This is a genomic window from Burkholderia sp. SRS-W-2-2016 (assembly GCF_001931485.1).
GTDB lineage: Bacteria > Pseudomonadota > Gammaproteobacteria > Burkholderiales > Burkholderiaceae > Paraburkholderia.
Map to the genome: position 1 here is coordinate 36,952 of NZ_MSDV01000051.1, position 12,932 is coordinate 49,883.

The window sequence follows — 12,932 nt, forward strand, 5'->3', positions numbered from 1 at the left end:
GTTGAACGAAAGTTAAGGCGGTGGAATGCGCCCCCGCCTGCGCTGCAAGCCGGGTTTTCTAAAAATTGCGCGATTAAGCTGTTAGTTGCGTTTGTGGCAAAGAACCGCCCGGCAACCCTGTCCTCTCATGGAATCGTGTCGCCCCGCAGACCGCACCCAGCCGTCGAGCTTTGCGTGGATTTGCGACAATGCAGGTCGCCCGCCTGTCGCGGGCTTCCTGGAAGCCAACGTATCGGCTCACCCCAAGCGAACCAACCAGCGATGTTTTCACGGATGAGCAAGACCGCGTTTATTCCCAGCGTCCCCGGCATGTCGGAGGACGACTTCGAGATTTCGGCGAGCGCGAAAATGACCGGCTACCGGCGCTTCTTCGGTGTATTGAAGGTGGTGCGCACGACCGACGGCCGCGTGCTGTTTCCGTTCGACGGCGCCCCCGAGCTCGGCCCGCACGCGAGCCGGCTCGAAGCGACCGCGGCGGCGCAGGTGTACGGCGAACATATCGTCGAGAGTGATCTGGCGCGGCCGGAGTTATAGGCTTAGGAGAGACGCGCCGCGCCGGTCACGAAGCGGCGCCACCGCGTAGCACGCGCGCCAAGACGGCAGCCATAGCAGCGACAACCTCAGGAGCGAACCATGCGGGCAATCAGCGGTTGGCGCGAAGCAGGACGAACGCTCGGCGCGCTGGGCTGCGCGGCCCTCCTTGCCGGCGGTATCGTTCCTCAGACCGGTTTCGCACAGAGCGAACCGGTGTCCGCAGCGGCCGTGCAGGCGGCGCTGCGGCAGGCCGACGTCGTACACATGCAGGTGCGCGTCGTCGCCATCGATCCCGCCAACAACAGCGTCACGTTGCGCGGCCCGCGCGGCCAGCTCGCCGACGTCGATGTGAATCCCGCGATCGCCGATATCAGCCGGCTGCGGGTCGGCGACCGGCTGAACGTCGCGTATCAGCAGGCGCTGCTGGTGCAGGTCGACAAACTCGCGGCGAGAGGCGTGCGCGTTGCCTGCGTCCGGGGGCAGCGCGTCGTCCGCGCATCGGGTGCGGATCGTCGCGACCGTGGTCCATATCGATCGCGATAAACGTCTGCTGACGTTGCGCGGGCCGAAGCATCAACAGGTGCTGCACGCGGCGCGTGAGATCCCGCTTGCCGACCTGCGCGTCGGCGATAGCGTGCGCGCAGAGTTTGTGTCGGCGGTTGCGGTGGCGCTCGCGAAAGAGTGACCGCGAGCGCCGGGCGTTTCATGCCTCGGTGAGACTTTAGCGACACGCTTGCACGAAGCGAGACGCACAGCGGTACCGCACACTAAACGATCGATTGACCCCGTTCAGTGCATCGCGGTTTTCCCAACCGGCTGCGCATCGCTGTCGTTCAGCGTGTTCAGGAACGCGATCACATCGCGGATATCCCCTTCCGACCACACCGGCTTGCCGCCCTTGTGGTTGGTCATCGGAGCAGTACGGCGATCGACGTTGTTCTGATACTTCGCGGGCAGATCGTCGAACGGCTGCTTGCCGGCGGGATGCGGATACCACTTCTGCGGATTGGTATCGCGTTGCACGTAGAAGCGCAGCGAATCTTCCAGCGTGTGGAAGCGGCCGTTATGGAAGAACACCTTGCGCGTGCTGACGTTGCGCAACGTCGGTGTCCTGAACATTCCGCAGTACCACGCGGTGTCGGACTTGTCGGTTCGCAGCGGGCCGCACAGCCCCATGTCGTAGTACTTCGGATCCGCATTGGCCGGAATCTCCGGATTACGCGGCACGCCGAGCGTCTGGAAGTTGTAGTCGGTCAGCACCGGATGCGCGCCGGCCGCGCCCTTCTCGACCAGATGGCACGATGCGCAGTTGCCGCGCTCCGGATCGACGAACAGCGCAAAGCCGCGCGCTTCCTGGGTGGTGAACTGCGCCTTGCCGTCCAGCACCTGGTCGAACTTGCTGTCGAACGGCTGGAAGCTCGGGTCGTCGAACTGGAAGCGTTCGAGCGACTTGCCGAGCGCCGCGAGCGCATCGGCCGGACGCGTGAAGATGTCCTGGCCGAATACCTCGCGAAAACGCGCCGCGTACGCGGTTTTGCTCAGGCGGGCGGTAACGTCCGCGGCATTCGCGTTGGCCATCTCGTCCGGGTTCAGCAGCGGAAACGCGGCCTGGTCGGCCGGGCGGTCGAAACGGCCATCCCACCCGTAGCCGCCGGAAGGCTGATTGTCGCCGTCTTCGAGACGCTCCTTGAAGCTGCTCGCATACGTGTGCGTCCAGATCGGCACGCGCCGCAGATAGCGCAGCGACGGCACCGCGCGGGTGCCGTAGTGCTTCATGTCGGCGCCGCCCAGTTGCACCGCGAGGCCGTTCGGCGGACCGTACGCATGCTCCGGGCTATGACAGCTCGCGCACGAAAGTTTGCCCGAAGCGGATAACGACGGATCGAAAAAGGCCAGCTTGCCGAGCTGCGCCATGTCCTTGTTCGAAGGCACCGGCGCCGACTTCGGCGCGGGCGCCGCAACGGTCGCGGCGCCGGCCGTGTTGAGAGGAGCGTCCTGCTGGCCACATGCCGTGAGGAACACGCTTGCAATGAAAAAAAGGGCCGCCCCCCGGGCGGTCCCTTTCGAACAGTTAAAAAACATCTGTCTTTATTGAGTGAAGATGTCGGACCCGAAAGTCACGAGTTTCGAATCGTCCGCATATCCCAGGTACTCCGGAATACCGAAGCGGTCTTCCAGGCTCTTGAGCAGCGAGTAGTGGTTGTAGCCGGTGGTGCTGGTGGTGCCCGCCTTGATGAACGGCGACAGCAGCACCGCGCCCGTCCGGTCACCGCCGACGCCGTCATAGTGCATACCGATCTGGATCGTCTGCACCGTCGACGGCAGCGACGACGCGTTGATGCCCAGCGTCGACGCATACGCGATCGGCAGAGTCGACATGATCTGATCTTCCGGACGCTTGACGTTCGGGCCGGTCTGCTGGTTGCAGCACGACTCGCCGGTCAGGTTGATCGTCAGATTCATCTGCGTGTAGGCCGAGTTGAACGTGGTGGTCATCGGCGAGCTGGACGCATTCGATTCGTCGAAGTTGATGATGATCAGGCCGTCCTGCTTGTAGGCCGCCGATGCCTGGATGATCGGAATCCACTTCTTCAGGAACGCGTCGATCGAGGTCAGGCCGCCGGCCGCGCCGCTCTTGCAGCCCTTGCCCGCCGCGCCGGTGCCGTCGCCGTCGTGGCCGTCGTCGCACAGGTTCGGCGTGATGTACACGAAGTTCGGCGTGGTATCGATCGACTTCAGGTCGTTCTCGAGGTTGTCGTCCAGATTCACGACGTGCTGGTCGCAGTAGTCGATGTCGTCGATGATCGAGTGGAAGTACACGAACGGGTTGTGACGGGTCGCGTAGGCGTCGGCCTTCACGTCGCCCGATGCCGAGCTCGCCTGAGCGGACTGCGTGCCGTCGACCGCCTTCGCCGGATCCGTGCCGGCCAGCTTCGCGGTACGGGTCGGGAAGCTGCAGGTCTTGGTGCCGTCGCGGTTCAGGTCGTTGCCCATGTCGCCCATGTAGCCCTTCCACGTCAGCTTCGCGTTATCGAGCTGGTTCGGGAACGTCTTCACGCGCGCCGGGAACACGCAGCCGCCGCCGGCGTGACCGTTCGCATCGGTGCCGGCCTTCAGGACCTTCGGGTTCGCGCTGTCGTTGCCGGCATCGGCGATATCCGACCAGATGCTGAAGCAGTCGGTTTCGGTATCGACCGTCGACGGCTGGCCGCTCATCATCGAAATGTAGTTGTCCAGACTGACGTGGCCGGTGTGATCGACCTTCTCAGCGATGTCGCGGACGAACTGCTTTGTGACCGGTTTTAGGTCTGCCAGAGTTGTCATATATTTGTCTGCAAGCAAGAGCGCCTCGCATAGCGCTAATAATTCGCGTGGTCTCTTAATCTTTCCTCAGCCCCGTCTGCCACAAGACGGTGTGATGATACTTTCGATAGCCCATGCACTGCTCACTTTTGTGGCGCTTCATCAGCTTTCTCCCGAGGCGTCGTCGACCTTGCCGTGCGAACCTTCTTCGCGGCATGAATCGCGAGAACATTCTTGACGAAGCGTATCCCATTGTTCTTCGAAGCTAGCGCGCTTAGAAGGTATTGTGCGAGGAAAAGCAGACCGCAGTACACTGCAACTGAGGTAGGACTTCCGAGGAGTATGAGGCAGACAGGCGCCACTATTAAAAGCAAAAGTGACATTGCCACAATATCGCGACACATCAAATAGTTCTGGTGACTTTCAAGCGCGTCAGTGTCGTTTTCCTCTGGTTTGTAGAGCCGGTACCACGTCGAATTTTGGGCTCGCTCACAGTCTGCGATGCCCCACCTCGCGGGCCGTCTCGTGTGTTTATCATGTCCAGCCTGCGGGGCGGCCCATTTTGACATTGGAGAACTCGCTTTTACTCCGCACACCGACCATCTTTGTGATACATGCGGTCAAAGCTTTCGTTCTAAGTCTCGTGCGAAAAATGTTATTAGCAACCCATTTCTGGCGACAAAACTGGCACTCGCCAGAACTGCCCCAAATCACGTCAGAAACGACGTGCTGGGACTTCGACCCGAGACTCTATGAGAGCACAGTCGCGATTACAGGTCGTTCAGTGTGATTTCGGGGAGGAATCCACCCCGGACTTTCATAAGTTTGTACGCGGTGAAGGCGTCTTCTCTCGATAGGTGAGACCCGTGTATCGCCATGCGGAGCAGTCCTATCGAGCCAGTTAGCCGAATCGTCTGGGAGTGCCGCAATATGGTTTTTCTGGCAGCACCATCATCGCATGCGACCTCACACTGTAACTTGAGCGCGGCGAGGAAACACTCTGTTTCTCCAGCGCCTAGGCCCCATGTTGCGAGTGCAGTCTCATATTCGTCTGCATCGATGCAATCTGCGTCGACCCACTCCACCTCTCCGCGATTCACTGCGGCTTCAATCTCGCGGGAAACGGTCTTGGACTCCTTCCGCACGGCTTCGCTGATGCAAAAACGGACGTCAGGCATGCGAACAACGGTGGCGAGAACTTCGCCGTTTGCGAGGTTGATGAGGGTGGACGCGTCGAGAATAACAATCACGCGTCAATGTCGGAGTTGGACACGACAAGTGTTGAGACCGGCACATTGAGTGCGTCGGCTGCCTTTCCTAAAGAAATCCTTCCTTCTCGAATCTGAGCAACCGCTGCTTTAATTATTGCGGGAGAAGTCTCGATTTTTAGATTCGGGCGTGACGGCACGTTGACCGAGGTGGCATATTTCTCTGGGTTACCGTGGTCTTCTACGATTTTTTGATACAGCGCACGCGCTCCCCTCGCTGGAAGTAATTCCAGCGATTCGAAGCGCCTTGCTGCAACTTCGAAGCTAACGTTAAAAAAGTGCGCAACCCAAGCGATTTCCAGCGCACCGAGAGGCGCGTGAACTATTTGGAGTTCCGACCGAACGTCGCGAAGCGCAGTAAGCACACCAAAGCGGGGCAAAAGCAGGGCTGCGGCAAACGCATCGGCGAATCGTTCTTCGTCGCGGTCGACCTGGTTGAAATCTCCCACTGCCTTGTCCACGCTAGCATAGCCATTTGCGCGCTTGTCGTGGTGGCCAACAATGTGCCCCAGTTCATGGGCCATAGTGAACAAAGTTCGTGGCTGGAAGCGCCGTGCGGCTAAGACAATAAATGCGCGACCATTGACAATGGCGGACACTCCTTCAATGCTTGGGTCGCGGGAATAGAGCAATACCACTCCGAGCCGGTTCAAAATAACAGGCAGCTCCGGCAGAGGTTCAAGCTCATCGACGTTGGCGAAAGACCCGCGGAACCGCTGTGCAAAAGCCTCAGCATTCTCAAGCGTAGATGGAAGACCCGAAAAAATATCTAGCCAGTCCAGGTCCGTATCCAAATCTCCCGCGATAGGCAACGCGTCTCGAATTTGGGCCGAGACAATATCTGCCTGCGATGAAACATCCGGGGAACGCTGTGCGAGCGTTTGTCTGAACAAAAGTTGAACCGGTTCAAGACTCGGTCGGTCGAGCAAGCTCGAGACCGGCAAATTTAGCGCATCGGCGATTAGGCGAACTTCCTTAAGAGACGCCTTAGAGCCCCGAGCAACTTCCTCGAATCTTTCACGAGACAGTCCCGACCTGGCAGCAGCCTTCTCGACAGATAGTCGCCGGCTCACCAGATAGTCGGTGATATTAATCACAGGACTGCCTCGCGTTTGATTTCCTTCAGCGCCTCAAGCAAGCGTTCGGTCTGTATATCGGTGAGCTTGCGGTTCCGGCCAACAATGTGCTGCACTCTGTCGCCTTTTCGGTCGAAAATTTCAGACAGAATGTCGACCGAGCGCTGCCGACCAAGAGTCACTTCCGCCGGAGTCTGGAGCACTACCGCGTTTTTCCCAATGACGTAGTTCTTGATACGACGGTCGAAGCCAGAGTGATTGTCACGGGGATGCTGGGCGCCGTTTGGCAACGCGATAATATTGCCCTCTTTTTGTTCGCCCACGAATCTCAACGCATTCTGAGGGTGACGCCGCAACGCCTCCAGTTGGTCCTCGAGCTTCTCATCAATCTCCATTCCTCCAATCACATACTGCTGATGTCGTAATCCGCGGCTTCCGCTGATGACAAATATGTGGTCGCCCGGCGTGACCATACGCCTTAAATCTGGCCGGCAGGTGCCCATGGTCGGCTTTGCCGCGGTCAGAATCGGGTCAACTAGAGGCAGGCCTGCACCAGGGTCCGAACCCGGGGAGACAAAGATATAGCTGGACATGACAGCCCCTCAGAGTGATGCCTGTTATTTTATACAGTATTTCTCGGTGGACCAATATACGAGCTTCCAAAATCACGTAACGCAAAGAGCGTAACGGCTCGCCTTCTTTAGTAGGGCCAACTCAGGAATCAAGCGTACCACTGGATTTGAAAGAAAGTCATTCAAGATGGTTACTTTTCCGAGCATTGCAGCGCTGGCGTTGAATAACAACCGCCTTCGAAGGCCAATCAGATTGCCGCTCGTCCCAGCCTGTTCACCAGAATACTCTGCAATTGCAAAAAAGGGGCGCAGGAAATGGCTCCAGCGCCCCTTTGACAATAGTTTTGGTTACGCCTTTAGCGACAAGGCTTACCGGTCAGTCGGTCCCCGTAACCGGAATTAATCGGGCGGCCTGTAACCGCAACTAATGCAACTCCGCACAGATGGATGTGGACTTACGCCCCCTCACTCCACCGTCACCGACTTCGCCAGATTCCGCGGCTTATCCACATCCGTCCCCCGCGCACAAGCCGTGTGATAAGCAAGCAACTGCAACGGCACCACATGCAGAATCGGCGACAGCACGCCGTAGTGCTCCGGCATCCGGATCACATGCAGCCCTTCGTCGTTGACGATCTTCGTATCCGCATCGGCGAACACATAAAGCTCGCCGCCGCGCGCGCGCACTTCCTGGATATTCGACTTGAGCTTTTCGAGCAGCGCATCGTTCGGCGCAACCGTCACGACCGGCATCGCCTCGGTCACAAGCGCCAACGGCCCATGCTTGAGCTCCCCGGCCGGATAAGCCTCCGCATGGATATACGAAATTTCCTTCAGCTTCAGCGCGCCTTCGAGCGCGATCGGATAGTGCATCCCGCGGCCGAGGAACAGCGCGTGTTCCTTGCGCGAAAACTCTTCCGACCACGCGATGATCTGCGGCTCCAGCGCCAGCACGCTATTGAGCGCGGCCGGCAGGTGCCGCAACTGCTTCAGATAACCTGCTTCCTGCTCGTCGCTCAAACGACCGCGCAGCTTCGCGAGCGTCGCCGCCAGCGTGAACAGCGCGACCAGCTGCGTGGTGAACGCCTTCGTCGACGCAACCCCGATCTCGCGACCGGCATGCGTGAGGAACGACAGTTCCGTCTGCCGCACCATCGCGCTGGTGCCGACGTTGCAGATCGCGAGCGTATGGCGATGGCCAAGCTCCTGCGCATGCTTGAGCGCCGCGAGCGTATCCGCGGTCTCACCCGACTGCGAAATCACCACCACCAGCGCCTTCGGATTCGGCACCGACTCGCGATACCGGTACTCGCTCGCAATCTCAACCTGAGTCGGAATCTTCGCGACCGATTCGAGCCAGTACTTCGCGGTCAAGCCCGAGTAATAGCTCGTGCCGCAAGCGAGAATCAGCAGGCTGTCGATATCCGCGAACACTTCACCCGCATTCACGCCGAACAGCGACGCGTCGAACGCATCGCTTTGCGGAATCGTGTCGGTGATCGCGCGCGGCTGCTCGAAGATTTCCTTCTGCATGAAGTGGCGATACGGGCCGAGTTCGACCGCGCCGCCGTACGCCGCCACCTGGCGCACTTCGCGTTGTGCTTCGTTGCCCTGACGATCGGCGATGCGCACGCCGTCGAGCGACAGTTCGCACACGTCGCCTTCCTCGAGGAAGATGAAGCGCTCGGTGCTGCCCGCGAGCGCGAGCGCGTCCGACGCGAGGAAGTTCTCGCCATTGCCGAGCCCGACCACCAGCGGCGAACCCTGCCGCGCGCCGACCACCGTGTGCGGTTGGTCCTTATGCAGCACCGCGATCGCATACGCGCCGTGCAATTGCGCGATCGCCTCGCGCACCGCGGCGAACAGATCGCCGCGATACAGGCTGTGGATCAGGTGCGCGATAACCTCAGTGTCGGTCTGCGAGACGAACGTGTAACCCTTGCCGCGCAGCATTTCGCGCAGGGTTTCGTAATTCTCGATGATGCCGTTGTGTACCAACGCGAGCGCATCCTTCGAGAAGATCGGATGTGCGTTGTCGGTGATCGGCGCGCCGTGCGTCGCCCAGCGCGTATGCGCGATGCCGGTCACGCCTTCGAGATGGCCGTCATGCACCTGCGCGTCGAGGTCGGCGACGCGCGCGACGCTGCGCGCGCGCTTCGGCCCTTCCGCGCCGAGCACGGCGACGCCGCACGAGTCGTAGCCGCGATATTCGAGGCGCCGCAGTCCTTCGATCAGGACGGGAACGATATTACGTTGCGCAACCGCGCCGACGATGCCGCACATGGTGTATTCCTTTTCAAGAGCCGGGTTCGACGTGCGCGCCGCGCGCGCCCGCCATCCGCATCACGCCTTCTTTTTGACCGGGCGCACATAGCCCGTTTTGCTCGTTTGAGTCTTGTCGTTCAGTACCAGCGCGTCCGCCGCGACGTCCTTCCAGACCGTCGTGCCGGCCGCGATCGTGGCGCCGCGCTGCACCCGCACCGGCGCGACCAGTTGCGTGTCGGAGCCGACGAACACGTCGTCCTCGATCACCGTGCGGAATTTGTTCGCGCCGTCGTAATTGCAGGTGATGGTGCCCGCGCCGATATTCACGCGCGCGCCGATGTCGGCGTCGCCGATATAGGTCAGGTGATTGGCCTTCGAGCCGTGGCCGAGCACCGCGTTCTTCACCTCGACGAAATTGCCGACGTGCGCTTCGTCTTGCAGCGACGCGCCCGGCCGCAGCCGCGCATACGGTCCGAGCACGACGTGCGCGCCGACTTCGGCGCCTTCGATATGCGTGAACGCATCGACCCGCGTGCCGGCGCCGAGCGTCGCGTTACGGATCACGCAGTTCGGCCCGATGCTGACGTTGTCGGCGAGCGTCACACGCCCTTCGAACACGCAGTTCACATCGATCGACACATCGCGGCCGCATTCGAGCGTGCCGCGCACGTCGATACGCGCCGGGTCGGCGAGCGTCACGCCGGCGACCAGCAGCGTCTCGGCGACGTTGCCCTGATGGATCCGTTCGAGTTCGGCGAGCTGCTGCTTGCTGTTCACGCCGAGCGTTTCCCACTCGTCGTCCGGCTGCGTGGTGACGACTTCGAGGCCGGCTTCGATCGCCATCTCGACCGCGTCGGTCAGATAGAACTCGCCCTGTGCGTTGTCGTTTTTCAGCGCCGCGAGCCAGCCCGCGAGACGCGCGGTCGGCGCGACGATGATGCCGGTGTTGATCTCGGCGATCTTCAGCTGTTCGGGGCTCGCGTCCTTCTGCTCGACGATGCGCTGCACCTTGCCCGCCTGATCGCGCACGATCCGGCCGTAGCCGCTCGGGTCGTCGAGCGTGACGGTCAGCACGCCGTAGCCGTCACGGCCGGCGCGTTCGGTCAGCGCCTGCAGCGTGGCCGCGCGCGTGAGCGGCACGTCGCCGTACAGCACCAGAGTGGGGAGCGTGGGATCGAGCAGCGGCAGCGCCTGCTGCACCGCATGACCGGTGCCGAGCTGCTGCTCCTGCACCGCGAATTGAAGATCGGGAGCGGCGACCGCCGTGCGCACCGCTTCGGCACCGTGGCCGATCACAACGACGAGACGCGCGGGCTTCAGCGCGCGAGCGGTGTCGATGACATGAGCAAGAAGGGGCTGGCCGGCGAGCGGATGGAGCACCTTGGGAAGCGCGGAACGCATGCGCTTGCCGGTACCCGCCGCCAAAATCACGATGTTCATGGCGTCGGCATAAGAGGAGTTTTGAGGGGCCGATTTTAACATGCGGCACTGCACTAAAAAGGCCGCTAATGCGGCCTTTACCACGTTTCCATCTCTTCAATTCGCGCCGAAATGCCTGCAAATCAGGCGCTTTTCTTCACAGATCGTCGAACTGGACCAGCGGGATGGTCTTCGCGCCGTTCAGCGGCATGCCCTCTTCGCTGCCGGTCGAGCACGGTTCTTCGTCGAACGCGATGTCGCCGTTCGGATCGGCCTCGCCGCTCGCGCGCAGCCCCGCGAACGGGAACAGCTGATGATCCATCAGATGCGACGGCACCACCTTCGACAACGCATTGAACATGTTCTCGATGCGGCCCGGGAAGCGCTTCTCCCAGTCGCGAATCAACGCCTTCATTTCCGCGCGCTTCAGATTAGGTTGGCTACCGCACAGATTGCACGGAATGATCGGGAACTCGCGCAGCTCCGCGTACTTCTCCAGATCGGTTTCCTTCACGTACGCGAGCGGACGGATCACGATGTTCTTGCCGTCGTCCGATTGCAGCTTCGGGGGCATGCCCTTCAGCTTGCCGCCGTAGAACATGTTCAGCAGCAGCGTCTGCAGAATGTCGTCGCGATGGTGGCCGAGCGCGATCTTGGTCGCGCCGAGTTCGCCCGCCACGCGATACAGGATCCCGCGCCGCAGCCGCGAGCACAGCGAGCAGGTGGTCTTGCCCTCCGGCACCAGCCGCTTGACGATGCTGTAGGTGTCCTGATTCTCGATGTGAAACGGAATGTCGAGCTGCTTCAGGTACTCGGGCAGCACGTGCTCGGGGAAGCCCGGCTGCTTCTGGTCGAGGTTCACCGCGACGATCTCGAAGTTGATCGGCGCGCGTTCGCGCAGCCGCATCAGGATGTCGAGCATCGCGTAGCTGTCCTTGCCGCCCGACAGGCACACCATCACCTTGTCGCCGTCCTCGATCATGTTGAAGTCGCCGATCGCCTGGCCGACCTGGCGCGCGAGGCGCTTGAACAGCTTGTTGTTCTCGTACGCTTCTTTCTGCTCGCGGCGGGTGAGCGGGGATTTGGTCGCGTGGGCGGTCTCGATCTCCGGTGCGTTCATCGCTCAATCCTCCTTCACGCGGAACACTTCGACGCCGACCGCGTCGCAGTCCGGATAAACATCCGGCTTCTCGGTCGACACGCGCGCGGCGCGCACCTGCGGATGTTCGAGCATCGTGCGCACGAGGTCGTCGCACAGCGTCTCCTGCAGATGGATATGCCCTTGCGATACGCGCTTGGCGATCGTCGAGCGCATGAAGTCGTAATCGACGACTTCGTTCAGCTTGTCCTGCACCGGCGTCGACAGCGCGAGCGGCACATACAGTTCGACGTTGATCACGACGCGCTGTTCGCCGCGCTTTTCGAAATCGTGCACGCCGATGTTGATGTGCACTTCGTAGTTGCGCAGAAAGAGCCGGCGGCAATCGGCGAGCCGGGGATGCGAAAGAGCGGCAAACATGTTCGTTCCAGTCAAAAAAGCGTGCTTGGCACGCAAAGGGGCGCTGCGTCGCGCAGCGCGGCGGCCTCGGCGAAGCGAGGCGTGGCAAACCGCGCGCGGATCAGGCGCCCGTCAAAAACATTACGTCGCGCGGCAGCGGCACGAGATGCTGCCCGCCGTCGACCACCAGCGTCGTTCCGGTGACACCGGCTGCATCCGCGAGATACAGCGCGGCGGCGACGATATCCTCAGGCCGCGACGCACGGCCCAGAGGCGTCATTCGATGCGCGGCGGCAAACCCTTCCAGGGTCTGGTCGCCCGATTGCATCGTCAGGCCGGGCGCGAGCCCGACCACCCGGACTTTCGGCGCGAGCGCCTGAGCGAGCGCGACCGTCGCGGTCTGCAGCGCCGCCTTCGATAGCGTGTACGACAGATAGTCCGGGTTCATGTTGTACAGCTTCTGGTCCAGCACATTGATGACCACGCCGCGCTGGCTTTCGTCGTGCACCGCCGCCTCGGGCGTCGCGTCGTACAGCATGCGCGCGAGCACCAGCGGCGCGCCGACGTTCATCGCGGTCAGCTTCAGCAGCAGCTCGTAACCGACGTCGCGCGCGGTGTCTTCCTCGAAGCGCGACGCGTTGTTGACGATGCACGACGGCCGGCCCAGCGCCTCGGTGCAGGCCGGCAGCAGCCGCGTAACCTGCGCCTCGTCGCCGAGTTCGGCCGGCAGCGCGACCGCGTGGCGGCCGAGCGCGACGATCTGCGCGACGGTTTCGTCGGCGTCCTCACGCGACGCGCCGTAGTGCACGGCCACGTCCCAGCCGCGCGCGGCAAAGCCGAGCGCGAGCGCGCGGCCGATGCGGCGCGCGCCGCCGGTAACTAGCACGACGCGAGGCTGCTGCGACGGCACGGCGGGCGCCACGGCGGACGCCCCTAAGGACGGCGCTTCGGCCGGGCGGGCAACGTTGTCCGGGGAGACGGTCATTTACAATGCGGG

Annotated in this window: 13 protein-coding genes; 3 read left to right on the forward strand and 10 right to left on the reverse strand. The window is 61.8% G+C overall.

What is annotated here, in order from left to right:
* Positions 1-273: 273 nt before the first annotated feature.
* From BTH42_RS22230 to BTH42_RS35555, 3 genes are all read left to right on the forward strand, one after another.
* Positions 274-534, forward strand: a complete 261-nt coding sequence (locus tag BTH42_RS22230) for a DUF6723 family protein (protein ID WP_075303318.1) — start codon at positions 274-276, stop codon at positions 532-534.
* Positions 535-633: 99 nt separating this feature from the next.
* Positions 634-1,077 carry a hypothetical protein gene (locus tag BTH42_RS35550; protein WP_178392216.1) on the forward strand — a complete coding sequence of 148 codons (444 nt, stop codon included), beginning with the start codon at positions 634-636 and terminating at the stop codon, positions 1,075-1,077.
* The gene (locus BTH42_RS35555; protein WP_178392217.1) at positions 1,037-1,219 is read left to right on the forward strand and encodes a hypothetical protein; all 183 of its coding nucleotides are present in this window, start codon (positions 1,037-1,039) and stop codon (positions 1,217-1,219) included. The genes BTH42_RS35550 and BTH42_RS35555 overlap by 41 nt, the downstream gene beginning before the upstream one ends.
* 104 nt (positions 1,220-1,323) lie before the next feature.
* On the opposite strand, the gene BTH42_RS22240 is transcribed toward BTH42_RS35555, so the two are convergent.
* The 10 genes from BTH42_RS22240 to BTH42_RS22285 all read right to left on the reverse strand — a co-directional run bounded on the left by BTH42_RS22240 (position 1,324) and on the right by BTH42_RS22285 (position 12,920).
* Positions 1,324-2,448, reverse strand: coding sequence for a cytochrome c peroxidase (locus BTH42_RS22240; protein ID WP_083654864.1), 1,125 nt, complete (start codon positions 2,446-2,448; stop codon positions 1,324-1,326).
* A gap of 174 nt (positions 2,449-2,622) precedes the next feature.
* On the reverse strand, positions 2,623-3,858 hold the full coding sequence (locus BTH42_RS22245; protein WP_075303320.1) for an alkaline phosphatase family protein: 1,236 nt from the start codon (positions 3,856-3,858) through the stop codon (positions 2,623-2,625).
* 749 nt (positions 3,859-4,607) lie between these two features.
* Complete coding sequence (locus BTH42_RS22250; protein ID WP_075303321.1) at positions 4,608-5,087, reverse strand: hypothetical protein; 480 nt, start codon at positions 5,085-5,087, stop codon at positions 4,608-4,610.
* Positions 5,084-6,202 carry an ImmA/IrrE family metallo-endopeptidase gene (locus BTH42_RS22255; RefSeq protein ID WP_075303322.1) on the reverse strand — a complete coding sequence of 373 codons (1,119 nt, stop codon included), beginning with the start codon at positions 6,200-6,202 and terminating at the stop codon, positions 5,084-5,086. Before BTH42_RS22255 ends, BTH42_RS22250 begins: the two co-directional genes overlap by 4 nt.
* Complete coding sequence (locus BTH42_RS22260) at positions 6,199-6,774, reverse strand: hypothetical protein (protein WP_143752162.1); 576 nt, start codon at positions 6,772-6,774, stop codon at positions 6,199-6,201. Before BTH42_RS22260 ends, BTH42_RS22255 begins: the two co-directional genes overlap by 4 nt.
* A gap of 444 nt (positions 6,775-7,218) precedes the next feature.
* Positions 7,219-9,036 (reverse strand): glutamine--fructose-6-phosphate transaminase (isomerizing), encoded by a 1,818-nt coding sequence (gene glmS, locus BTH42_RS22265; protein ID WP_075303324.1) that lies wholly within the window; start codon positions 9,034-9,036, stop codon positions 7,219-7,221.
* A 60-nt stretch (positions 9,037-9,096) separates the two neighbouring features.
* Entirely contained in the window at positions 9,097-10,458 is a 1,362-nt protein-coding gene (gene glmU / locus BTH42_RS22270) for a bifunctional UDP-N-acetylglucosamine diphosphorylase/glucosamine-1-phosphate N-acetyltransferase GlmU (protein ID WP_075303325.1), read from the reverse strand.
* A 136-nt stretch (positions 10,459-10,594) separates the two neighbouring features.
* Complete coding sequence (gene ttcA, locus BTH42_RS22275; RefSeq protein WP_075303326.1) at positions 10,595-11,557, reverse strand: tRNA 2-thiocytidine(32) synthetase TtcA; 963 nt, start codon at positions 11,555-11,557, stop codon at positions 10,595-10,597.
* A gap of 3 nt (positions 11,558-11,560) precedes the next feature.
* A complete protein-coding gene (locus BTH42_RS22280) occupies positions 11,561-11,956 on the reverse strand; it encodes a dihydroneopterin aldolase (protein WP_075303327.1) in 396 nt (131 codons plus the stop codon).
* Positions 11,957-12,056: 100 nt separating this feature from the next.
* Positions 12,057-12,920 (reverse strand): SDR family oxidoreductase, encoded by an 864-nt coding sequence (locus tag BTH42_RS22285; protein WP_075303328.1) that lies wholly within the window; start codon positions 12,918-12,920, stop codon positions 12,057-12,059.
* Positions 12,921-12,932 lie beyond the last annotated feature (12 nt).

Coding starts and splice junctions, on each gene's coding strand:
- BTH42_RS22230 (WP_075303318.1), top strand. CDS start 274: ATGAGCAAGACCGCGTTTATTCCCAGCGTCCCCGGCATGTCGGAGGAC.
- BTH42_RS35550 (WP_178392216.1), top strand. CDS start 634: ATGCGGGCAATCAGCGGTTGGCGCGAAGCAGGACGAACGCTCGGCGCG.
- BTH42_RS22240 (WP_083654864.1), bottom strand. CDS start 2,448: ATGGCGCAGCTCGGCAAGCTGGCCTTTTTCGATCCGTCGTTATCCGCT.
- BTH42_RS22245 (WP_075303320.1), bottom strand. CDS start 3,858: ATGACAACTCTGGCAGACCTAAAACCGGTCACAAAGCAGTTCGTCCGC.
- BTH42_RS22260 (WP_143752162.1), bottom strand. CDS start 6,774: ATGTCCAGCTATATCTTTGTCTCCCCGGGTTCGGACCCTGGTGCAGGC.
- glmS (WP_075303324.1), bottom strand. CDS start 9,036: ATGTGCGGCATCGTCGGCGCGGTTGCGCAACGTAATATCGTTCCCGTC.
- glmU (WP_075303325.1), bottom strand. CDS start 10,458: ATGAACATCGTGATTTTGGCGGCGGGTACCGGCAAGCGCATGCGTTCC.
- ttcA (WP_075303326.1), bottom strand. CDS start 11,557: ATGAACGCACCGGAGATCGAGACCGCCCACGCGACCAAATCCCCGCTC.
- BTH42_RS22280 (WP_075303327.1), bottom strand. CDS start 11,956: ATGTTTGCCGCTCTTTCGCATCCCCGGCTCGCCGATTGCCGCCGGCTC.
- BTH42_RS22285 (WP_075303328.1), bottom strand. CDS start 12,920: ATGACCGTCTCCCCGGACAACGTTGCCCGCCCGGCCGAAGCGCCGTCC.